The following is a 22633-nucleotide window of genomic DNA, read 5'->3' on the forward strand; positions in this document are numbered from 1 at the left end:
ATTCACTGCATAAACCTTTGCGATGGTACCCAACCAAAACGGTTCGGCTTCCTGATTCACTTCAACTTCAAAAATTCACTTCAACATCACCGTAAATATTCGAAAGTCAACTAAAAACCAGGGCCCATCGCAACCAACCACAGGTCGCTTCTCGGCTGCATCCGCGAACTACCGGAGGACCCCAAATATGACACATCACAACACTGCATCACGCATTTCGCGCCGTCGCCTCGTACAGGGTGCGGCGTGGAGTGCTCCCGTTATCCTCGCCAGCGCAACCGTCCCTGCATGGGCGGCAAGCGGCGAGCCCACCTGCTCCCCCGCTCTGACCCTCAAGCCGACCGCAACCGGCTTCGACGACAAGGCTGGCGCATACACCGAATGGCTCGTCCCTGAAGGCGTTGGACGAGTACGCTTCGACCTCGTGGGAGGTGCCGGCGGTGCCGCATCTTCCTTCACTCCCCGATACCTGACCGACGTCACGAACGCGGCCCTGGCTGGCGGCGGTGCCGGTGCACAGCTCAGCGGTGTTCTTGCGGTCAAGTCCGGCGACATCCTGCGCGTCTGGGCGGGTAACGGCGGCGTCGGCTCCGCAGCCGGCGCACAGCCCGCACTCGGAGGCGAAGGCTACGCAGCAGGCGGCGACTCCACCGGCTCCAGCACCGCAACCGGCGCAGCGCAGGTAGTAGGCACCGATAGCGGCTACGTGTACGGCGCGTCCGGCGGCGGCTCCTCCGCGGTCGAGCTCGTCCGCGACGGCGCAGTCACCGTCGTAGCCGTTGCCGGTGCTGGCGGCGGCGGCGCGCAGCTGGGCACCCTCACCACCCACCAGAGCCTCTTCAACGCCCAGCCCAAGGATCAGCTGAACCCGGCACTGCGCGTGGCGCTGGACGGTCGCGATGCATCCACCACCGCAGGCGGCAGCGCGGGCGGCGACCTGGGCACCGACAACACCGGTCAGGGCGGCATGCTCATGGCAAGCCCCTACCAGGAGTTCAAGCCCCTCGACGAGGACGATAAGACCCTCGACATGCGTTTCATGGTCACCGGCGGTACCGCTGGTCGCTCCGGCGTAGCTGGCACCCTCGGTGAGGCACTGGCAGGCGTCCTCGACGAGAACAACGAGCTAAAGCTCATGCCCATGTCCGAATCCTGGTTCGACTCCTACGATTTCCCGCGCTACTACCGCTACGAGGGCGACTCCGTGAGTGATAAGGAAAAGGGAACCGGCGGTGCGGACGCTACCGGCTCTTACCGCGGTAAGGGCGGCTCGGGCGCGCTGCTCTCCCACACCTACGGCAAGCTCTCCCTCACTTCCGTAGCATCCGGTGGTGGCGCCGGCTACGGCGGCGGCGGCGCAGGCCTGAACATCTGGACCGTTGGCTCATACTACGAGGCCGTTTTCGGCCGTCAGGTGCAGTTCGAGGGCGAAGGCAACATCTACTCGCTCAGCGCCCTGAGCAGCGGCGGCGGCGCAGGCGGCAGCTACATTAACCACGAGGTGGTTTCTGACTTCGCTCTTGCCACCGCACAGAACGCGAACCCGACCGCGGGTGTGCGCTCCCCCGGTTCGGCGGCGCTGTACAGCTGCACCGAGAACGCAACCTTGAACACCCCCATCACTGAGGGTGCCTAAGCTCTAGGTATTGAATAAATACGCCTCCCCGGAAGTTCCGGGGAGGCACATTCATATGTGTGCCAGGTTTTTGGGTACAGAAAAGCTCGAAGGCGGCGACTGAATCAGTCGCCGCCTTCGAGCTTTATATATCTACGGCTTAGAGTTCCCCTACTTAGAGCTCCTGAGTGCGGGGCATCCAGGAGGGGCGCTTCGCCTCGTACGCTTCAATAGCTTCGAGGTTCTGCAGGGTCAGACCGATATCGTCCAGGCCCTCCATGAGGCGCCAGCGCACGTAGTCGTCAATCTCGAAGGGAACAACCAGCGCGCCCACGGTTACGGTCTTGGACTCCAGGTCAACGGTGATTTCGGTGCCGGGCTCGTGCTCCAGCGCCTTCCAAATCAGCTCGATATCGTCCTGTGCAACCTGTGCGGTGACCAGGCCCTGCTTACCGGAGTTGCCGCGGAAAATATCGGCAAAACGAGCAGAGATAACGACCTTGAAACCGTAGTCGCGCAGCGCCCACACGGCGTGCTCACGCGAGGAACCGGTACCGAAGTCCGGGCCCGCAACCAGCACGCTACCGTGCTTGTAGGGCTCCTGGTTCAGGACGAACTCGGGGTCCTTACGCCAGTTAGCGAAGAGGGCATCGTCAAAGCCAGTCTTGGTCACTCGCTTGAGGTAGACGGCGGGGATGATCTGGTCGGTGTCAACATTCGAAGAACGCAGCGGCACGCCAATGCCGGTGTGCTTAATAATGGGTTCCATAATGGCTCCTTAGCTATAGCGGCGTGCTAGGCCACGACGTCGGACGGGGCGGACAGGGTACCGCGCACAGCGGTTGCGGCGGCGACCACCGGGGAGACCAGGTGGGTGCGGCCACCCTTGCCCTGGCGGCCCTCAAAGTTACGGTTCGAGGTGGAGGCGCAACGCTCACCGGGTGCCAGCTGGTCGGGGTTCATGCCCAGGCACATGGAGCAGCCGGCAAAGCGCCAGTCGGCACCGAAGTCCTTGAAGACCTTGTCCAGGCCTTCTGCTTCTGCCTGCGCGCGGACCTTCTGGGATCCGGGCACGACCATCATGCGTACGTTCTCGGCGATGGTGCGGCCACGCACGATGTCTGCGGCGGCGCGCAGGTCCTCAATGCGGGAGTTGGTGCAGGAGCCCAGGAAGACGACGTCCACGGGAATTTCCTTCATGGGGGTGCCCGCCTTCAGATCCATGTATTCGAGGGCGCGTTCTGCTGCGACCTTGTCGTTCTCGTCCTCGAAGTCGTCCGGGGAGGGAACGGCGTGGCTCAGCGGAATACCCTGACCGGGGTTGGTGCCCCAGGTGACGAAGGGTTCGAGCTCGTCAGCGTTGATGAAGATTTCCTTGTCGAAGACGGCGCCTTCGTCGGTGGGCAGGCTCTTCCAGTACTCGACTGCCTTGTCCCACTCTTCACCCTTGGGTGCGTGCTGGCGACCCTTGATGTACTCGAAGGTGATCTCGTCGGGGGCGACCATGCCGGCGCGTGCACCCGCCTCAATGGACATGTTGCACATGGTCATACGACCCTCCATGGAGAGGGAGCGGATCGCGGAGCCGCGGTATTCGAGCACGTAGCCCTGACCACCGCCGGTGCCGATCTGCGCGATGACGGCGAGGATGATGTCCTTCGCGGTCACGCCGGGCTTGAGGGTGCCTTCAACGTTGATTGCCATGGTCTTGAAGCGTGCCAGGGGCAGGGTCTGGGTTGCCATGACGTGCTCCACCTCGGAGGTGCCGATGCCGAACGCGAGAGCGCCGAACGCACCGTGGGTGGAAGTGTGGGAGTCGCCGCAGACGATGGTCATGCCGGGCATGGTCAGACCCAGCTGCGGGCCGACCACGTGTACGATGCCCTGTTCCTGGTCGCCGAGGGAGTGGATGCGCACGCCGAACTCTGCAGCGTTGCGGCGCAGGGTCTCGATCTGGGTGCGGCTGGTCAGGTCGGCAATGGTGCCGAAGATGTTGTCGGTGGGGGTGTTGTGGTCCTCGGTGGCGATGGTCAGGTCGAGGCGGCGCAGGGGGCGGTTCTCGATGCGCAGGCCTTCGAATGCCTGGGGGGAGGTCACTTCGTGCAGTAGCTGCAGGTCGATATAGAGCAGGTCGGGCTTGCCGTTTTCGCCGGGGACGACGACGTGTGCGTCCCAGACTTTTTCTGCCAGGGTGCGCGGACGGGTGCCCGCGGTGGTTGCGTTCTGTTCGCTAGTCATGCTTTCTCCTGCTTGATGCGTTCCTACGGTGGATGCGTTCGGTGTGGTGCGTGCCGCAAGTTTGCGGAGTTAAGGGGCGGATTATGTACCCGATGGGACCCTCAAATCGGTATTTCCCTGCGGCGTGTCGCATATTTTTTCACGGATTCTTAGCCTGTGAGACGGCCTAGAAACACCCCGAACTAGCGAGTGTTTTTATGTGGGTTTACTCTATGACTCCAGGGTAATTTTGCGGGATTGCGCGCATTTTCCTGCGGCTTTTTCACACATTTTCACCCATAAACACACATAAACACTTATTATGAAAAACTCATAATTTATCCCGTAGGGGGTGATTCCATCTTCAGCTGTGCACCCGAAAGAGTCCACGAAGTCCGGGGTATCTTTCATATTCTGAGATAGAATATAAGAATGACTCCTTCCGCTTCACGTTTTAACGCACACGGAATGCGTCACCCCAACGCATCCACATACCACAACGCACCGATTGTCGACCCCGTCAAGCCGCCCGAACACATGGCCGCCGACGAGCAGATGGTAGAGGTAAACTCCCACGGCTCCTCCGGCGTTGGCGTGCTCGACAAGGCGACCCTCATTCTTGATTGCCTCGAGGCAGGACCCGTATCTCTGGGTGACCTCGTCAAGGCAACCGGTCTGGCGCGCCCCACCGCACACCGCCTCGCCGTGGCGTTGACACACCACCGCCTCGTAGCCCGCGACGTGCAGGGACGCTTCATGCTCGGACCCCGCCTGACCGAACTCGCATCCGCAACCATTGCTGACGAGCTCATCACCGTGGCAGACCCGATCCTGCAGAAGCTCAGCCTCGAAGCTGACGAGTCCACCCAGCTGTACCGCCGCCAGGGTGACTGGCGCGTGTGCGCAGCCACCTCCCCCCGCCCCTCCGGCATGCACGAATCTATTCCGGTCGGCACCCAGCTGTCCATGCAGGCAGGCTCCGCCGCCCAGGTTCTGCTGGCTTGGGAAGATCAGAACCGCATTGTTGAAGGCCTGCGCGATGCACACTTCAGCGCAGCCATGCTCGCGGCTGTGCGCCGCATCGGCTGGGCGCAGTCCGTGGGCGAGCGCGAGCGCGGTACCGCCTCGGTGTCCGCTCCGGTGCGTGCTCCCGGTGGCAAGGTGATTGCGGCTGTGTCTATCTCGGGTCCGATTGATCGTATGACCCGCCAGCCGAACCGCAACTACCCCGAGCTGGTCGTCAAGGCTGCTCAGGCGATTACTGACGGTTTGCGTGAGCTTTCTGCTTCTCACTCGGCATCGGATGTTGAGGAAAGCTAAGGCTCTGTTCTAGATAGTTTTCACGAAAAGAATCCCTCCCCACTTCGTTTGAGAGGTGGGGAGGGATTCTTTTATGCACTCTTAGCCTGATGCAGCTTATCCTGATGCGGTTTTTCAGATGATACGCCGCTAAATGTCCAGCGCCTTGCGGTAGGAGTTGAGGCGCTTAGCTTCCAGCTGCACCGGGGCGACCACGCAGGACTGCACCGCCTTCTCAACGCCGGTCTGCAGGCGACCGCGCAGCTTGCGTGCGTAGTAGCGTGAGCCCATGGCGGTGAGCAACCTGCCCACACCCGCCGAGGCAATACCAAGCAGGATACCCAGCAACAGAAGCAGGGTCGGCAGGGGTACCGGGGAGCCTTCGGGGGTCGGGGCGGGCGGCAGTTGAATCTGCAGGTACGCCATGCCGGAAATCAGGGTCAGCCAGCCGACGCCCACCAGGGCGCTCAGTAGCGCGATCCACTGCAGGGCATTGAAGATGACCCAGGGGGCGCGGGTGCGGCCCAGACCGTAGTCGATGCGCATCATGTCGCGTTCGAGCAGTTCGGGTAGCTCAGCCTCGCGGGAGAGCGCGGCTTCCTTCATGCTGCGCTTCCACGGCTCGTCGATGCGGGCCGCCATCTGCTTGCTGTATTGGCGCACGGCGTTTGCCATGCCTGCCTTCTGCGCGGCGCTCAGCGGAGGTAGCGAGGATGCCACCAGCTCGGGTGCGTTCTCGCTATCGGAGCCGAGCATGCCCGAGGACTTCTCCGCCTTAGACGCGCTCTTCGTTTCGTCCTGCTGCCCCAGGTGCAGGCGGCGCAGGGGGTCAGCTTTCAGACGGCTCATCCAGCGGGTGAGGATCCAGCCGGTGTGCTGTCCCGCGGCGCGGCGGTAGGAGGCGGTTGCCGCCTGCAAAACCTGCTCAGCCTGGCTGGAGGTGTAGCACGCCTTCACGAGCTTCTGTTCCGCTTCGAGGGCGTAGGCTCCGGCGAGCACGGTTCCCTCTCCCCCGGCATAGGTGCGCAGCTGGGAGGCGGTGGCGTGCAGCTGCGCGTCGGTTCGCTGCAGGGATAGGCTCTTGGCGGCGGCTACCTGGGCGAGCAGGTCACGCAGCACGTCGACGCCCTCACCGGTTCGCGCGGAGACGGCGATGGGTGCGGCGAGCAGGTGCGCTTCGGTGCCCTCGGCCTGGAGCAGGCGGGTGAGGGAGGCGAGCACAGCGGGCACCTCGGCGGGTGCGAGCTTATCCGCCTGGTTAAGCACGCAGAGCGCCTGGGCGCCGGAGGCGGCGAGCGGCACCATGAAGTCGCGGTGGATGACGGCGTCGGCGTATTTTTGGGGGTCGACGACCCAGACGAGTACGTCCACGTAGCGCATCATGCGGGCGGCGAGGTCGCGGTTGGTGGTGGTGACCGAGTCGAAGTCGGGCATGTCCAGCAGGATCAGTCCACCGGTGCGGGTGCGCATTTCGCCGCGTCCGCCTACTGCACGGCGGATGCGGTTGAAGAGTCCGGGAGCCGGTTCGGTGACGGCATTGGGTGCCGCTACTCCCCCGCCAGCCCCGTTACCCTCGGTTGCTTCTCCTTCTGCGGCGAGCGCCTGAGTTTGCGGGTAAACGCGCTTGTCGATACCGAGCCAGTCAAGTAGCTCTTCGCTGCCTTCTGCTTCCCAGATTGCCGCCTGCACGGTGGAGGTGGTCGGGCGTGTGGGCGCGGAGAGGGCAATGTTCTGCCCGGCGATGGCGTTGAAGAGCGTGGATTTGCCGCTGCCGGTCGCGCCGAAGAAGCCGATGACGGTGTGCTCGGTGGAGAGTTCGCGGCGCTGGCTGAGGCGTTCGAGGGTTTCGGTGGCATCGAGCAGTACGGTCTCGGGGACTCGTCCTTCGCCGTAGCTGATGGCATCCTTGAGGGATGCAACGGAGCGCGCGAAGGGCGAGGTCGCCACGGCGGGGGTGGCGCCTCGCTCGGCGTTGCGATCGGTGTTGCGCTCGGCGTTCTCGAGTTTTTTCTCGGGGGTAGTCATAGTGCGTTATTTCTTCGTCTGTGGTGCGGGGTGCCTGCCCGGAGTGGTTTAGCGGGCAACCGTGCCGTTAGTGTGGGCTGCGGCTTGGCGCTGTGTGGTTTGGCGCTGTGTGGTTTGGCGCTGTGTGCTCATTTCTGCGGCGATTGCCTGTACCTGTTCGGCGGCGCGGTGAATGTCCTCGGCATCAGCCTGCGGGTCGGTTTCTTCCAGCACGGCGGTGAAGGGCTGGGCGTGCTCGGTGAGCAGATCCGCCATGCGTTCGAGCAGGTCGGTGCGGGCGCGGGTTGCCATGCGGCGCACCGCGTCTTCACCGAAGATGGACTCGAGCAGCTTGGTGCCGACCACGCCGCTACCGCCCGCAATACCCGCTTCAATACCGGTAATGCCGCCGGTGAGGCTGAACGCGGCGACCATGAGCATCACGGCGGTAGCGTTCACGCCCAGGGAAAGGAAGCGAGCACGTTTGCGCTTGTCGGCGCCTTCTTCGCGAATCATTTCGAGCACTGAGCCCTGCCAGAGGCGAATCTGCTCGGCAACAGCGGCGGAGAAGATGTCTTCGGCGGACTGCACTTCACCCTTCGCTTCGTTGCCCTTCGCCTCACCGTTTGCGCCTGCGTTCTGTTCGGGCGCCGCGGCGGAGGCCGTCTGCGGCGCAACAGAAACAGCCTGCAGCACATCCAGGCGCGCCAGCAGGGAGCGTCCGGCACGGCTGGCATGCCAGCGGGTGCGGGTGTTTTCGGAGGCGCGGGCAGCTGCATCCAGCACGACGGCGTGGATGCCGCTTTCGAGGGCGTCTTCTACCTTCTGGGCGGCGGCGGGCTGACCGCGCAGGGCGGAGCCGACGCGGTCGCGCAGGCGACCGATGGTGCTGTCGAGGGAGCGGAAGAAGTCGCCGGTTCCCACGAAGTCGTGCCAGCGCGAGAGCACTTCGCCGCGCAGCAGGGAGCCGTCGGAGAGTGCCCCGTCGATGGTGGTCAGCGCGTCCTCGTATTCTTCGGCTACGATGGCGGCAAGTGACTGGTGTGCCGCCTGCTGGCGTGCCTGTTCGGCGGCGAGCACCTGCAGGTTACCGGCGAGGGTTTCGACGGCACCGGCGAGGGTCTGCCGGGCAATGGCGGCGCGGGCGGGCGCGTCGGCGCCGAGTTCGCGGATCCACAGGGTCAGAGGGGCGAGGCTGACGGGGGCGAGCATGCCGCTTTCATCGCGCGGCTGTTCGGTGACGGTGTGAATCAGCACGGCGTGGATTCCCGCCTCGTCGAGCATGCGTCGTAGGTCGTTTTCAATGGCTTCTTCGTCGCCTTCGGGCACGCGGTTGAGCACCACGGCAATTGCGATGGAGCGCGCGGCTGCCTCGTGGAGTAGCTCCCAGGGCACGGCGTCGGCGTAGCGGTTGGCGGTGGTGACGAAGAGCCACAGGTCTGCTGCGGAGAGCAGTTCCTTGGCGAGGGTGCGGTTTTCTTCGGAGACGGAGTCTATATCGGGTGCGTCGATGAGCGCGATGCCCTGCGGTAGCGCCGAGGTAGTAATAGGAATGAGGGCGCGCGCAATCTTCGGGTCGAGGCCGGGTAGTGCCTGCGATCCGGCGTTCATACCGGAGGTGCGGGTGCGCGGCAGGGTGGGCAGGAAGCGTTCGGGTGACAGCGCCGCTTCGTCTTCTGCGCGGTACAGGAGTACGGGGTGGCGGGTGGTGGGTCGAATCGCGCCGGACTGGGTGAGCGGTTCGCCGAGCAGAGTGTTGACGAGGGTGGATTTGCCGGCGCCGGTGGAGCCTCCGACCACGATGGTGAGGGGGTTGTCGACGCTGGCACTGCGCGGCAGGATGTAGTCGTCGAGTTGGCGTGCCATGGCTGCGAGCAGGGTGCGCGCGGTGGCGGTGCCGTGCTCGGCGGTACCGTCGTGGGTGACGGCGTAGGGGGTGCCGGGGGTTTCGCCAGCTTCTACGTCGAGCGGGAGGGGGATTCGAGTGAGCAGTTCGCGAGCTGCTTTGAGCTGCGCATAGTCGGTGGTAGTCACAGCGCTATTGTCCCATAGGGTGCACCTGCTTCATGCCATGTGTAGGCGTTGCGGTGGGCGCGTTGCGGTTGCGGGTTGTTTGGGGGCTCATATTGAGGTGTTTTTGATAGGTGTTTGGACAACCTGAAGAGGTTGAGATACTACTTGCACACAGGGTGCAACAACTCCAATTTATGATTTATTCATAAGAAGAGCAGGTGAGAAAATCCTTGAGTTTCCGCGGGAAAAAAGCACATTTTAATGCGGTTACCCGGAACACATTGGTACGTTTTATAACCCGCATAAAACGGGCAAATATTAAGATTTGATAACTTTTTACGCTCAAGCGCAGATATGGTCATTTTGAACCTGAAAGTACGCTTAGAATCGTTGAGCACGACATACAGGCAGGTCATAATCCACACCGAATCCCCAGGAGGTTTCTGACCTGCCCTTCGTATCGCATCCGTACTCACCGCGGTATGCGATACCCACCGGGAATGCTCACCGAACCCTCACGCAACTGCAATCAACTGCCGTTGAGGTTCACTGCATCCGAGCTACCCGCATACTGTCTGCCCATCTTTACTCTTGCGAAAGGTTGCGTATGTTCGGTTCGCTGTCACGGCGCCGTCTTCTTGCTCTTTCTTCCGGAGCAGCATTGAGCGCACTCGCAAGCGCTTGCAGCCCCAGCGCAGTTTCTCGCCCTCAACCACTCGCTAACCCTTCCCCTACTAAGGCTGCTCCTCAGAGCTCCCAGACCAAATCTGCGACCACCACGCGCAGCATTACGTACGCCGAGCCCCTGCCCGCATCGGCTCTGGACGGTCGCGGACCGGCTCTTCTGCCGGATCAGTTCTTTGAGCGTTCCGGAAATTTCTCAAACGGCACCCTGAGCCATCGAGCCGTCAATGTCCCCCGCCCCACCATGCCCCCGGAAGCTAAAGAGCGCACCGTCGAAGGTCTGCACGCCTTCCTGCAGTACTGGGGTGCGGCACAGAACTATATGCTCCTCACCGGCGACACCGAGCCCTTCATGAATCTGCCCGGCCAGGAGCACTTTAGTCAGATGGCGCAGATGTACCGCGACATTTACCGCTACAACATTGGCTGGCTGGTCTCTAAGAGCAACCACCCCATGTGCATCAATCTAAGCTCCCCGCAGCCGGTACCCGCCACCGAGCAGGACGTCTACTGCTGGAAGGCGACCCTGAAGGTGGATGAGAACGCGTTCCTGTTCAACCATGAGACCCGTCAGCGTGAGCAGCTCACCGGTATCTACGGCAGCAATCAGAAGGCGGATGCGTACGTCTACTTTGGTGAAGAGGGCTGGCAAATGCTGGAGGATCCGAAGTCTTCCCCGAGCGCTACCGCCACCCCGGCGGCTACCACTGAACCGTCCGCGAACGCCCCGAGCGCACACCCGACCCCGAATGAGAGCGCCTCTTCTAAGACGACTCGTTATATTCGAGGCTCAGCCTAAAGCTTCTTTACATCCGTGCCTCAAAGAACCCGTCATATTGGGTGATATGAGGCACGGATGAGGGCTTTTATTTGTGTGCCACGCGTGAAATCTATAGGCTAGGGCTAGATGAGGTCCGCCCATTTTCGCCTCAGTGCGTGTCTACCCGCCCTGCGGGTGACTGCTTCGCGCCCTCCTGTAGGGGCGTGATGTTAGGCTGAGAATTGGAGCGTGAGCTCTTCACTTATCACCGATACTTCCGCATCACAGCACATTCAAGGGGATCACTATGATTCACAGCCGCCGCCACTTTATTGCGCTTACGGGCACCGCCGCCCTGGGTTCGATGCTTGCCGCTTGCGGTTCCAAAAAGACTGAGGAGGCGACCGCCTCCCCCACTGCTTCCGCTTCGATTGCGGGTGCCTACGACAACCTGTCGGGCGAGCTGAAGTGGACCAAGTACATTCCCGGTCATGGCGCAGCTCCGATGAGTAGCACCGACCCGGAAACCGGTCAGGTCTACACGATTGAGCCGACTGCCGGCCCGGCAAGCGTTGATTCTAAGGCGAGTGCCGTGCCCATCCCGATTGAGGATGAGAGCATGTACGACAAGAACGCCCGCGGTCTGCGCGCTACCTTCGCGTATTTTGCGGCGGCGGTGAACTATGCCCGCATGACCGGTGACCCCGGTCCTGCTCTGCAGGTGGTTCAGGCTCAGAACTCTACCAACCGTGCGGCGCTGGAGAAGCTGCGTGTGTTCTACGCGACCGGCACGAACTGGCTGGTGGGCGGCGAGTGGACGTTCCGTCTGACCGATAAGCAGCCGACGACCCGCGGCACTAAGTATTCGTGGGCGTGTTCTGTTACTCAGGCGCACGGTATGCGGGTTGAGAAGGCAACCAATACGACCAAGCCTCTGGAAGACACTGAGGCACAGGAGATTAAGGCTCTCTACGCTGAGTACGATGAGGAAGCGAAGCGCTGGGTCGTGATTTCGCCTCAGCAGTACGATCCCGCGTTGACCCCGAAGCCGACGCAGACTCCGCGTGCGCATCCTTCCTCGACCTATACCCCGACGGTAACTGATGACAGCACCGTGGCAGCTAATGCTGGCGCACACACCGGCGCGAATACTTCGGGTAACGGCGCGGCTCAGGGCACTGCTCAGAATGGTGCCGCGCAGAACGGTGGTGCGCAGGCTCCTGCCGCCCAGAACGGTTCCCATCAGTACACTGGCTCCCAGAATGGTGCGGCGCAGAATAGTGGCGCGCAGAACGGTGGAGTACAGGCTCCTCAACCTGCCGCTACCCAGGCGCTTGCGGCTCCCGCGCAGCCTGTGGCGACTCAGCCTGCAGCTGCGACGGCTCAGCCGAGCGCAGCGCCCGGTGCCCCTGATGCGGGCGGTGTAGCTGGCGGTGTAAATGCTCCCGGCGCTGAGGCACCCGGCGGTATTCCTGGTGAAGGCGCACAGTAGCCCCTCCCCCTATAGACGATGAACGCGTCCCTCTTTCACCCCATCCGGTGCGATACTCCCGCTGGTTCCACTGAGTTCACTGGCGGCGGTAAGTTCGCTGATGGGCGGCATATCACGCTCCTATGAGCGCTGGTACGCACGGGTGTGAAGGCGGGGGCGCGTTATACTTAGGACTGTCTCTAGAGGGATGTCCGCGTGTGATATCCACTCGTCGAGGCGTTCTCTCACTCGTCTCTCACCTGAGATTCTCATTCGAAAGGTATTCCGTGGCGCTTTTCCCCATGACCTCCGGGCTTCCCAGTTCCACTACCGGCGTCAGCCGCCGTTCTGCTCTGCGTTACGCGGGTGCGGGCGTTGCGGGCGTGTCTTTGAGCGCCCTGCTGGTTGCGTGCGGCGGTGGTTCTTCTTCTAGCGAGAACGCTGATGCGGATACCCCTCAGATTTCCCCTTCGGCTTCTGCGCGTACTGATTTTAGCGGCGAGGTCACCTTCGACAACTATGAGAAGAAGGGCACTTTCGTTCCGGCGACCGAGTCTGCACCCGCTCAGAACGTGCCGTTCCCCAAGCGCCCGGCGAGCGCATCGGAGAACTCGGTGCAGGGTCTGTACGATTCGATTGCGTTCGTGTATGCGGCGATTAATTACCTGGTGCTGACCGGTGATGCGGCTCCGTTGCGTGAGTCGAAGGCTGATGAGAAGTTCGTTGCGTCGTTCTCATCGTTTATGGATGAGTCGAATGAGAGCTCGCAGAATCGTGACTGGTATGTGTCGCCGAAGGTGACCATGTCTGCGTTCACTGCTGTTCCTGCTCTGGTGAAGAAGAGTGTGCAGTGGACTTTTGATTTGGTGATTGATTTGGGTCCGACCGTGGTGATTGACGGTGCTCCTGCGGAGATGTCTGAGAAGGTGCGCCGCACTGAGCGTGGCTTGGTGGTTACCGGTGTGCGCCACGATAATGACTGGACTCTGACGATTCAGGATGAGTATGAGGCACAGGCTTCGGCTCAGCCTAAGAATGGTGGCGCTAACGGTGGTGGCACTAACGATGGTAATGCTGGCAATTCCGGCAACTCCGGTAATGGCGGCAATTCTAATGGTGACAACCTTTAAGCCCTCAGATGGATGAGGCATCATGCCCTAACTCGCACTCGGGTTAGGGCATGATCTGTTTTACTCTGGTAATAACGAGCTTTCCTGGATTCAAGGTTTTTCTCTTATGTCTTCTTTTTCTCAGTCTTTCTCTCGCCGTTCTCTGCTGCGTTTGGGCTTGGGTGCGTCCGCTGTTGCGGGTTCTGCGGCGCTGTTGAGCGCTTGCGGTTCGGGTGGATCTAGCCAGCAGTCTGGTTCTCAGGGTGGTAGCCTGAACGGTTCGAAGTCGAGCGCTAACCCGAATGGGTACAGTGATGATGGTAAGAACTATTCGGGTCTGGTGGAGTACACCCACTATGAGGGTGCGGTGAATTATGAGCAGGGCACGGTAGAGCATCCGCCGCGTAATGCTCCGAAGCCGAAGGTGACTGATGCTCTGTCGGCGAATACGGTGACGGGTTTCCATGAGGCGATTGCTTATTTTGCGGCGGCTATGGATTATCTGGTGAAGACCGGTAGCACGGATGCGTTCTCGACCGGCATTCAGCTGTCGTCGAAGACTCGCTCTGAGGTGGATGCTCTGTCGGCTTCGATTCTGGCTGGTGTGGAGAAGGGTTCCTGGTATGTGAACCCATCGGCTTCTTATGCTCTGGCGAGCGCTCAGCCGTCGATTATGAGTGATGGCAATCTGCTGTTTAAGGGCAAGTACACTCTGGACTTTGGTGCAGAGGCGGTGGCTGAGGGCAAGATTCAGCCGGTGGTTGCCTCGGCGAGCGCTTCGGCTTCTGCTGAGCCTACTGAGCCGTCCGAGGATGCGCTGGTGTCTGATGCGGCGTCCCCGAGTGCTTCTGCTACTGCCTCTGCTTCTGCTGCGGGTCCGGCTTCTCAGGTGACGGTTCAGGAGTGCGATTTCCGCGGCCGCTACCACGCTGATTCTAAGATGTGGGAGCTGAGCGTGGCGTACGGTGCCACTGTTCAGGGTAGCGCTGCTCAGGGTGGTGTTTCCTCTGCGAGCGCGGCAGCATCCGGTTCGGCTTCCCTGCCCTCTTCTGCCGCCGCTTCTGCTGAGGCGTCCGCCACTTCCGCGGCGTCATAGTTCGTCATAACGCTTTTATCTGCGAGGCGCTTCTCACGCTTCGTCCACTCAACTCTGTATCCTGTTGGGTTTGCGGCTAAACTGGTTGCAATCACCGACTGACTGAAAGGTATCACTATGTCCGAGAACCTGACCCGCCGCGCGGCGCTGGGTGTACTGGGCGTCAGCTCTATGGCTTTGCTGGCGGCTTGTGGCTCTAAGGCTACTTCTGAGGCGTCTGCTTCCGCTTCTGGCTCTGAGAGCGCTTCTGCTGCTGCTTCTGAGTCTGCTACCGCTTCGCCCTCTGCTTCTGCATCGGCGTCTGCTTCCCCTTCCGCTTCTGCGTCCGCTTCGGCTACTGCAACGAACTCTCCGCTGCCCAACGACAATAAGGATTACAGCGGCGTAGCGAAGCTGGAGAAGATGGAGGATCACGGCGAGTACCAGCCGGGTAATGCTGAGCACCCGCCGCAGAACGTGCCGTCCCCGATTGTTCCGGAGGCTATGCACCAGAATTCGGTGGCTGGCTTTGCGGCGGCTCTGGCGTACTTCGGTGCGGCGTTTGAGTACCTGCTACGTACCGGCGATATGCACTACATGAACGAGGTCAGCACCGATCAGGAGACCCTGGCGGCAATGAAGAAGTACGCGGATTCCACCAAGACCGGTATTGACGAGAAGAAGACCTGGTACGTGAACCCGACCGCTACTTTGACTATTGGCACCAAGCAGCCGGTTCTGGCGCAGGGCGCGTACAACTGGACCGTGACTCTGAACGTGGATCTGGGTGAGAAGCTGTTCAAGGACGGCAAGGAGCAGACCGTGGCGGCTGATAAGCGTCACGTGAAGATGTTTGGTGAGGCTGTTGGTCGCTACTTGAACAACAAGTGGGACCTGCACATGGACATCAACTAGTCCTCTGAGGCTGGTTTTCTCCCCCGCTTTTGCGTCTTTTCCATCTCAGGATGCGGTTTTCTACTGTTTTTTCCATTGATGGCAATAAAATTTGTGGCTCCAGCTTGCGGTGAACGGAGTTCATCACTACTCTTATATACAGAGGTTGTCTTTTGGGCTACATAATGTTTCTAGAGAGCGCCGCACATTCATCATCCTTTGTCGAGAAAGGGTTTGTGCGGCGCTTTTCTGTACCCTCTTTCTGAACCTCGTTCCTTGAGGTTTTTCTCTGGCATTATTACGAACTGTGACCGCAGGTTTAAACCTGCCGCCGGTGAGTAGTAGAGTTGCCACGTAACCGATTATTCATTGCGGAGACCCCGTCGCGGCTGGCCTCCCCCAGGCTCATGTAAGGAGCACCCCATGGCAAAGATTCTCAACAGCATTGTTGAAGCAACCGGCCAGACCCCCCTGGTTAAGCTGAACCGACTGGACGAAGGTCTTCCCGGTAACGTAGCGGTCAAGCTTGAGTTCTACAACCCCGCAGGTTCGGTCAAGGACCGCATCGGTCGCGCCATCATTGACGCTGCTGAGAAGTCGGGTGCGCTGAAGCCCGGCGGCACCATTGTTGAGGGCACTTCCGGTAACACCGGTATTGCGCTGGCTATGGTGGGTGCTGCTCGCGGTTACCGCGTCATCCTGACCATGCCGGAGACCATGTCCGCTGAGCGTCGCGTGCTGCTGCGCGCTTACGGTGCTCAGATTGTGCTGACCCCCGGTACCGAGGGTATGCGCGGCGCTGTGGAGAAGGCTAAGGAAATCGTTGCGACCACCGAGAACGCTATCCTGGCGTCCCAGTTCTCCAACGAGGCGAACCCTGCCATTCACTACAACACCACCGGTCCCGAGATTTGGGAAGCAACCGACGGTAAGGTCGACATTTTCGTGGCGGGTATTGGTACCGGCGGCACCATCTCCGGTACCGGTAAGTACCTGAAGGAGCAGAACCCGAACGTGAAGGTTGTTGCGGTTGAGCCGAAGGACTCCCCGCTGCTCTCTGAGGGTCGTGTTGGCCCCCACAAGATTCAGGGCCTGGGCGCTAACTTCGTTCCGGACACCCTAGACCGCGGCATCTACGATTCCGTGACCCCGGTCAGCGCTGAGGACGCTATGCGCACCTCCCGTCTGCTGGCTACCCAGGAAGGTATTCTGGGCGGTATTTCTTCCGGTGCGGCTGTGTGGGCTGCTCTGGAGGAGGCTAAGAAGTCTGAGAACAAGGACAAGCTGATTGTGGCTATCGTTCCCGACTTCGGTGAGCGTTACATCTCTACCGCTCTGTACGAGGACATCCGCGGCTAATAGGCCCCGGTCTTCGGCACCCCTCCCCGTGAGGCCGCCATCTAGAACAGTACGCAGTGTTCGACGCTCCGTCCCGGTTGCATGCCGGGGCGGAGCGTTTGCGTTTTCTCGCGATGCTCCCCCGCTGAGACCCACCCGAGCCCGAATATTACGTTCCGCACGCAATTGTGACCGAGATGTTAAAGAGAGCACTCACTATGACGACGACAGAGTTCGGGAATAGGTGAATGAGCACCGTTGTTGGTACCGTTGGAAAGGTCGCATACACAGAGCACGGCCGATGAGTGAAAGGGAACCCATGAGTTTTATTGCGCGTCTGCGTGAAGATATTGAGAACGTCCGCCAACACGACCCTGCTGCGCGCGGCGCTGTCGAGATTGCGCTGAACTATTCGGGTATGCACGCCATTTGGGTTCACCGTCTGACCCATAAGCTCTGGCAGAAGGATGAGACGAAGGCTCTGGCTCGTACTCTCTCGCAGTTTGCTCGTTTTCTGACCGGTGTGGAGATTCACCCCGGTGCGACCATTGGCCGCCGTTTCTTCATCGATCACGGTATGGGCATTGTCATTGGTGAGACTGCTGAGGTTGGTGACGACGTGATGCTGTACCACGGTGTGACCCTGGGCGGTCGCTCCCTGGAGAAGGTGAAGCGTCACCCCACCATTGGTGACCGTGTGACCATCGGTGCAGGTGCTAAGGTGCTGGGTCCGGTGGTTATTGGTGCCGATAGCGCTATTGGCGCGAACGCCGTGGTCGTCAATGATCACCCCGCCGATTCGATTATTACCGGCATTCCGGCGAAGCACCGCCCGCGTACCCCGGAGAAGAAGAAGCCCCTGGTGGACGCTGTGGAGTACATTGACCCCGCCATGTGGATTTAGCGCTTGGCAAGCGTTTTAACCCCGTAGAGGCGCATCTGGCGGCTCCTAGCTAATACCCTACCCGCAGTGCTTCTCCCCTACTGCATCCCTGAGATACCTCGGGGACTGCCCTATCAAGACATAACGAAAGCCCGCCCCGACCGGATTCTCATCCAGCCGGGGCGGGCTTTTACGTATTCAGCTACGGGAGCTTAGTGAACGTGAATGTCCGCTGCGTTCACCTCGGAGCGGTCACCGCTCCACATGGTGTGGAAGGCGCCCTCTTCGTCAATACGACCGTAGGTGTGCGCACCGAAGAAGTCACGCTGGCCCTGAATCAGGGATGCGGGCAGGCGGTCGCGGCGCAGGCCGTCGTAGTAGGACAGTGCGGAAGCGAACACCGGCACGGGGATGCCCAGTGCGGTTGCCTTAGCCACCACGCGACGCCAGGAAGGAACGAGCTCCTCCATGAGGTTCTTGAAAGCGGGTGCCAGCAGCATGTTTGCGGGTGCTTCGCCTGCGTAGGCAGCCATGATGTCGCCCAGTAGCTCGGCGCGGATGATGCAGCCTGCACGCCACAGCGATGCGATGGTGTCCAGCTTCAGATCCCAACCATATTCCTTACCTGCGCGGGTGAGCAGGTCCATGCCCTGTGCGTACGCAACGAGCTTGGATGCAAAGAGTGCACGGCGCACATCCTCAACGAACTCGGGGTCGCCTGCACCGATGCCGGTGGTTGCAATCAGACCTGCGGGCAGTTCGCGCTGTGCCTGCTCGCGCTGCTCACGCTCAGAGGAGGAGAGGGCGCGTGCGAACACGGACTCTGCGATAGCGGAGACGGGGGAACCGAGGTCCAGGCCAGCCTTAGCGGTCCACAGGCCGGTACCCTTCTGGCCGGCGGCGTCAACGATTACGTCGACCAGGGGCTTGCCGGTCTTGGCGTCCACCTGTGCGAGCACCTCGGAGGTGATTTCGATCAGGTAGGAGTTCAGCTCGGTCTTGTTCCAGGCCTTGAAGATCTCTGCCTGCTCGGCGGGTTCGATGCCGGCCACGGAACGCAGCAGGTCGTAGGCCTCGCCAATCACCTGCATGTCGGCGTACTCGATGCCGTTGTGGACCATCTTCACGAAGTGGCCGGAGCCGTCGGTGGAGATCCATGCGCAGCAGGGTGCGCCGTCCTGGGGAGCCTTAGCGGCAATCTTCTCGAGCATGGGGCCGATGTGCTTGTAGGACTCGGCGGAGCCGCCGGGCATCATGGAGGGGCCCCAGAGGGCGCCTTCCTCACCACCGGACACGCCGACGCCCACGAAGTGCAGGCCCTTTTCAGCCAGGGCGTGCTCGCGACGGATGGTGTCGGGGAAGTGGGAGTTACCGCCGTCGATGATGATGTCACCCTCGTCGAGCATGGGGGTGAGCTGCTCGATAACAGCGTCGACGGGTGCGCCCGCCTTGACCATAATCAGGATGCGGCGGGGAGACTCGAGGGAGTCAACGAGTTCCTGCAGGGACTCGGTACGGATGAAGTCGCCGTCTGCGCCGTGCTCAGCCAGCAGTGCGTCGGTCTTCTCTACGGAACGGTTGTGCAGTGCCACGGTGTAGCCGTTACGTGCCAGGTTGCGGGCGAGGTTCGCGCCCATGACAGCAAGGCCGGTGACACCAATCTGTGCCTTCTTGTTTTCAGTCATGTATATAAGGATACGCGCTGAGGGCAGGCTATATATAGGTGGAGTGCACTTTTATGCTCTGAAGAGTCGCCCTTCTCACTCTTGGAGAGATATAGCGCGTGGAGAAAGTGCTTAGAACGGAAAAACCCCGGTACCGTGCGGTACCGGGGTAATCGGTGGGTCCTACCGGGATCGAACCGATGACATCCACGGTGTAAACGTGGCGCTCTACCAGCTGAGCTAAAGACCCGTAGTTCTCACTGTTTCGTTTCCATTCCAGTGACGAACACAAGAAACAACTATACGGGCTTTTGAGGTGCCACGCAAATCCAGAACACGTGTTCTATGTCTCAATATTTTTTTCATTTTCCCACCGCACCCAACATCAAGCCACACCAAGCCACAGCTACCCTCCCCCTCAGAAACAAGCCACACCCTCTCATTCCGCGCCATTCCGCCAACCCCGCCATTCCGCGCCATTTAGGTGCAAAAAGACCCTAACTAGTACTTTTGATGCGCATTTTTTCCACTCAGATAGTCACAATGCGAAACCCACATCACAAAAACCCCCATTTGAGACCAAGAGAGGCACCTTTAGGTCTAAGATAGTAGAGATAAGAAGCGAAGTGGGTCTTACAGACCTATAGCGCTTAAACACAAAGATTGTTCGACAACGCAACAACGCGCGGCGGGCGATCTCACAACCGCACAGAAGAGAGGTTGGATTAGTTTGGCTAACGTACCGAACGAGCACTCCCTGAGCACCCTTCTCGATGGCTTCAAGGACATCGACGTAGAAGAGACCCAGGAGTGGGCCGAGTCCCTCGAGGACCTTATCAAGACTCACGGCACCGAGCGTGCAGAGTACATCCTTCGCGCACTGCTCAAGGAGGCTGGCGCAAAGGGTGTTAAGGTCCCGACTCTGGTCAAGACCGACTACATCAACACCATCCCCGTCGACCAGCAGCCCGAGTACCCCGGTGATGAGGAACTCGAGCGCCAGTACCGCGCATGGATTCGTTGGAACGCAGCAATCATGGTTCAGCGTGCCCAGAAGAAGGGCATCGGCGTTGGCGGTCACATCTCCACCTTCGCAGGTGTGGCTGACCTCTACGAAATGGGCCAGAACCACTTCTTCCGCGGCCGTAACCACCCCGGTGGCGGTGACCAGGTCTTCTTCCAGGGTCACTCCTCCCCCGGTGTCTACTCCCGCGCATTCGTTGAGGGCGTCCTGACCGAAGAGCAGATGGACGGCTTCCGCCAGGAGAAGACCAAGGGCGCAAACGGTATTCCTTCGTACCCGCACCCCCGTTGCATGCCCGAGTTCTGGCAGTTCCCGACCGTTTCCATGGGTCTGGGCCCCCTGAACGCAATCCACCAGGCATCCTTCAACAAGTACCTGCACAACCACAAGATCAAGGACACCTCCGAGCAGCACGTCTGGGCATTCCTGGGCGACGGCGAAATGGACGAGCCCGAGTCGCGTGGTGCACTGCAGCTGGCTGCAAACGAGCACCTGGACAACCTGACCTTCGTCGTCAACTGCAACCTGCAGCGTCTGGACGGCCCCGTTCGCGGTAACGGCAAGATCGTTCAGGAGCTCGAGGCATTCTTCCGCGGCGCAGGCTGGCACGTCATCAAGGTCCTGTGGGGCTCCGACTACGACGAGCTGCTCAAGAAGGACAAGAGCGGCAAGCTCATCCAGCTGATGAACGAGACCCTCGACGGTGACTACCAGACCTTCCGTGGCGAAGACGGTGGCTACATCCGCGAGCACTTCTTCGGCAAGTACCCCGAAACCAAGGAACTGGTTGCAGACCTGACCGACGAGCAGATCTTCAACCTGCGCCTGGGTGGCCACGACGACAAGAAGCTCTACGCAGCCTACAAGGAAGCTATGGAGACCAAGGGCAAGCCCACCGTCATCCTGGCACAGTCCATTAAGGGTGCGGAGCTCGGCCCCTACTTCGAGGCACGTAACTCCACCCACCAGATCAAGAAGTTCACCATGGAAGCACTGAAGGGCTTCCGTGACCACCTGAACATCCCCATCTCCGACGAGGAGCTGGAGAAGGATCTGTACAACCCGCCGTACTACGTGCCCGAGGCAAGCCACCCGGCACTGCAGTACATGCACGCACGCCGTAAGGAACTCGGCGGTTACATCCCCGGCCGTGCAAACACCCAGCCTGAGATTATCCTGCCCGAGTCCAAGGTCTACGCACAGACCAAGAAGGGCTCCGGCAAGCAGACCGCTGCTACCACCATGGCGTTCGTCCGCCTGATGAAGGACCTCATGCGCGTGAAGGGCTTCGGTCACCGTATCGCTCCCATCACCCCCGATGAGGCACGTACCTTCGGTATGGACTCCTTCTTCCCCTCGGCTAAGCTGTACAACCCCAACGGTCAGAACTACGTGCCCGTTGACCACCAGCTCATGCTCACCTACACCGAGTCCCCCGAGGGCCAGATCGTTCACGTGGGTATTAACGAGGCAGGCGCAACCGCTGCGTTCATCGCACTGGGCTCCTCCTACGACACCCACGGCGAGCCGATGATCCCGATTTACATCTTCTACTCGATGTTCGGCTTCCAGCGCACTGGCGACGGCTTCTGGGCTGCTGCCGACCAGCTGTGCCGCGGCTTCGTCATCGGTGCAACCGCAGGTCGTACCACCCTGTCCGGTGAGGGTCTGCAGCACAACGATGGCCACTCCCCGATTCTGGCGTCCACCAACCCGGCGTTCAAGATCTACGACCCGGCTTACGGCTACGAGATCGCTCACATCGTGGAGCGCGGTATCGAGCAGATGTACGGTACCAAGGACGAAGACCACAACGTCATGTACTACCTGACCGTGTACAACGAGCCGATTCACCAGCCTGCTGAGCCGGCAAACGTTGACGTTGAGGGCATCATCAAGGGTATCCACAAGATTAGCGAGTCCCCGCTGACCTCCGGCCCCAAGGCACAGCTGCTGGCATCCGGCGTTGCTGTTCCGTGGGCTGAGAAGGCTCAGCAGCTGCTGGCTGAGGACTGGGGCGTCTCCGCAGACGTCTGGTCCGTCACCTCGTGGACCGAGTTGCGCCGCGACGGCATTGCCGCTGAGGAAGAGGCTCTGCTGAACCCGAACCAGCCCGCTCGCGTTCCTTACGTGACCCAGAAGCTGGCAGGCGCTGCTGGCCCGATCGTCGCGACCACCGACTTCGCTTCGGATGTTCCCGACCAGATCCGCCAGTTCGTTCCGAACGACTTCGCAACCCTGGGTGCTGACGGCTTCGGCTTCGCAGACACCCGCCCGGGTGCACGTCGCTTCTTCCACATCGATGCAGAGTCGGTTGTTGTCCGCACCCTGCAGATGCTGGCAAAGCGCGGCGAGGTTGCAGCAGACGTTCCCGCGAAGGCATTCGCTAAGTACGACCTGCTGAACGTGAACGCTAACTCCGAGCTGGAGCAGCACTAAGCATTTAGCTGTAGAACCCGGTTCTGCGTTAGACACTAAACGATGCCCCCGGCTGGTGATTCATCAACCGGGGGCATTCGTGTTTTAACTCAACCGCATGTTTTAACTGATGTAGCCCGCAGGTAACGACTATTACCTCCGGGC

15 protein-coding genes and 1 tRNA gene are annotated in these 22633 nt (G+C 60.7%); 10 read left to right on the top strand and 6 right to left on the bottom strand.

Annotated elements, in window-relative coordinates; all coding sequences use genetic code 11:
- The first annotated feature begins 187 nt into the window (after positions 1-187).
- The gene (locus tag HMPREF2971_RS07840; RefSeq protein ID WP_049349034.1) at positions 188-1636 is read left to right on the top strand and encodes a hypothetical protein; all 1449 of its coding nucleotides are present in this window, start codon (positions 188-190) and stop codon (positions 1634-1636) included.
- Between the two features lie 154 nt (positions 1637-1790).
- Here HMPREF2971_RS07840 and leuD read toward each other — a convergent pair whose 3' ends face one another.
- Complete coding sequence (gene leuD / locus HMPREF2971_RS07845; RefSeq protein ID WP_070692334.1) at positions 1791-2384, bottom strand: 3-isopropylmalate dehydratase small subunit; 594 nt, start codon at positions 2382-2384, stop codon at positions 1791-1793.
- A 26-nt stretch (positions 2385-2410) separates the two neighbouring features.
- On the bottom strand, positions 2411-3853 hold the full coding sequence (gene leuC, locus HMPREF2971_RS07850) for a 3-isopropylmalate dehydratase large subunit (RefSeq protein WP_012903327.1): 1443 nt from the start codon (positions 3851-3853) through the stop codon (positions 2411-2413).
- A 411-nt stretch (positions 3854-4264) separates the two neighbouring features.
- Here leuC and HMPREF2971_RS07855 point away from each other — a divergent pair, with 411 nt between their 5' ends.
- On the top strand, positions 4265-5152 hold the full coding sequence (locus HMPREF2971_RS07855) for an IclR family transcriptional regulator (RefSeq protein WP_371326371.1): 888 nt from the start codon (positions 4265-4267) through the stop codon (positions 5150-5152).
- Between the two features lie 129 nt (positions 5153-5281).
- On the opposite strand, the gene HMPREF2971_RS07860 is transcribed toward HMPREF2971_RS07855, so the two are convergent.
- Entirely contained in the window at positions 5282-7156 is a 1875-nt protein-coding gene (locus tag HMPREF2971_RS07860) for a GTPase (protein ID WP_070692337.1), read from the bottom strand.
- Positions 7157-7204: 48 nt separating this feature from the next.
- Entirely contained in the window at positions 7205-9169 is a 1965-nt protein-coding gene (locus HMPREF2971_RS07865) for a dynamin family protein (protein WP_070692339.1), read from the bottom strand.
- Positions 9170-9809: 640 nt separating this feature from the next.
- Between HMPREF2971_RS07865 and HMPREF2971_RS07870 the strand changes: the two genes are divergently transcribed.
- The 7 genes from HMPREF2971_RS07870 to epsC all read left to right on the top strand — a co-directional run bounded on the left by HMPREF2971_RS07870 (position 9810) and on the right by epsC (position 17383).
- The gene (locus tag HMPREF2971_RS07870) at positions 9810-10631 is read left to right on the top strand and encodes a DUF6318 family protein (protein ID WP_246825093.1); all 822 of its coding nucleotides are present in this window, start codon (positions 9810-9812) and stop codon (positions 10629-10631) included.
- Positions 10632-10899: 268 nt separating this feature from the next.
- Positions 10900-12084 carry a DUF6318 family protein gene (locus tag HMPREF2971_RS07875; protein WP_070692345.1) on the top strand — a complete coding sequence of 395 codons (1185 nt, stop codon included), beginning with the start codon at positions 10900-10902 and terminating at the stop codon, positions 12082-12084.
- A gap of 266 nt (positions 12085-12350) precedes the next feature.
- Positions 12351-13193, top strand: coding sequence for a DUF6318 family protein (locus tag HMPREF2971_RS07880; protein WP_070692348.1), 843 nt, complete (start codon positions 12351-12353; stop codon positions 13191-13193).
- Positions 13194-13299: 106 nt separating this feature from the next.
- Complete coding sequence (locus HMPREF2971_RS07885; protein WP_070692351.1) at positions 13300-14268, top strand: DUF6318 family protein; 969 nt, start codon at positions 13300-13302, stop codon at positions 14266-14268.
- A 117-nt stretch (positions 14269-14385) separates the two neighbouring features.
- Entirely contained in the window at positions 14386-15162 is a 777-nt protein-coding gene (locus HMPREF2971_RS07890) for a DUF6318 family protein (RefSeq protein ID WP_070692354.1), read from the top strand.
- 402 nt (positions 15163-15564) lie between these two features.
- Positions 15565-16500, top strand: coding sequence for a cysteine synthase A (cysK, locus tag HMPREF2971_RS07895; RefSeq protein ID WP_049362987.1), 936 nt, complete (start codon positions 15565-15567; stop codon positions 16498-16500).
- A 298-nt stretch (positions 16501-16798) separates the two neighbouring features.
- On the top strand, positions 16799-17383 hold the full coding sequence (gene epsC, locus HMPREF2971_RS07900) for a serine O-acetyltransferase EpsC (protein ID WP_005507433.1): 585 nt from the start codon (positions 16799-16801) through the stop codon (positions 17381-17383).
- A 191-nt stretch (positions 17384-17574) separates the two neighbouring features.
- Here epsC and gndA read toward each other — a convergent pair whose 3' ends face one another.
- A complete protein-coding gene (gene gndA / locus HMPREF2971_RS07905; protein WP_070692357.1) occupies positions 17575-19047 on the bottom strand; it encodes an NADP-dependent phosphogluconate dehydrogenase in 1473 nt (490 codons plus the stop codon).
- 156 nt (positions 19048-19203) lie between these two features.
- Positions 19204-19276: transfer RNA gene (locus tag HMPREF2971_RS07910), tRNA-Val, on the bottom strand.
- A 480-nt stretch (positions 19277-19756) separates the two neighbouring features.
- Between HMPREF2971_RS07910 and aceE the strand changes: the two genes are divergently transcribed.
- The gene (gene aceE / locus HMPREF2971_RS07915; protein ID WP_049352774.1) at positions 19757-22489 is read left to right on the top strand and encodes a pyruvate dehydrogenase (acetyl-transferring), homodimeric type; all 2733 of its coding nucleotides are present in this window, start codon (positions 19757-19759) and stop codon (positions 22487-22489) included.
- Positions 22490-22633 lie beyond the last annotated feature (144 nt).

Source organism: Rothia sp. HMSC066G07 (genome assembly GCF_001814485.1).
In the GTDB taxonomy this organism is placed as follows: domain Bacteria; phylum Actinomycetota; class Actinomycetes; order Actinomycetales; family Micrococcaceae; genus Rothia.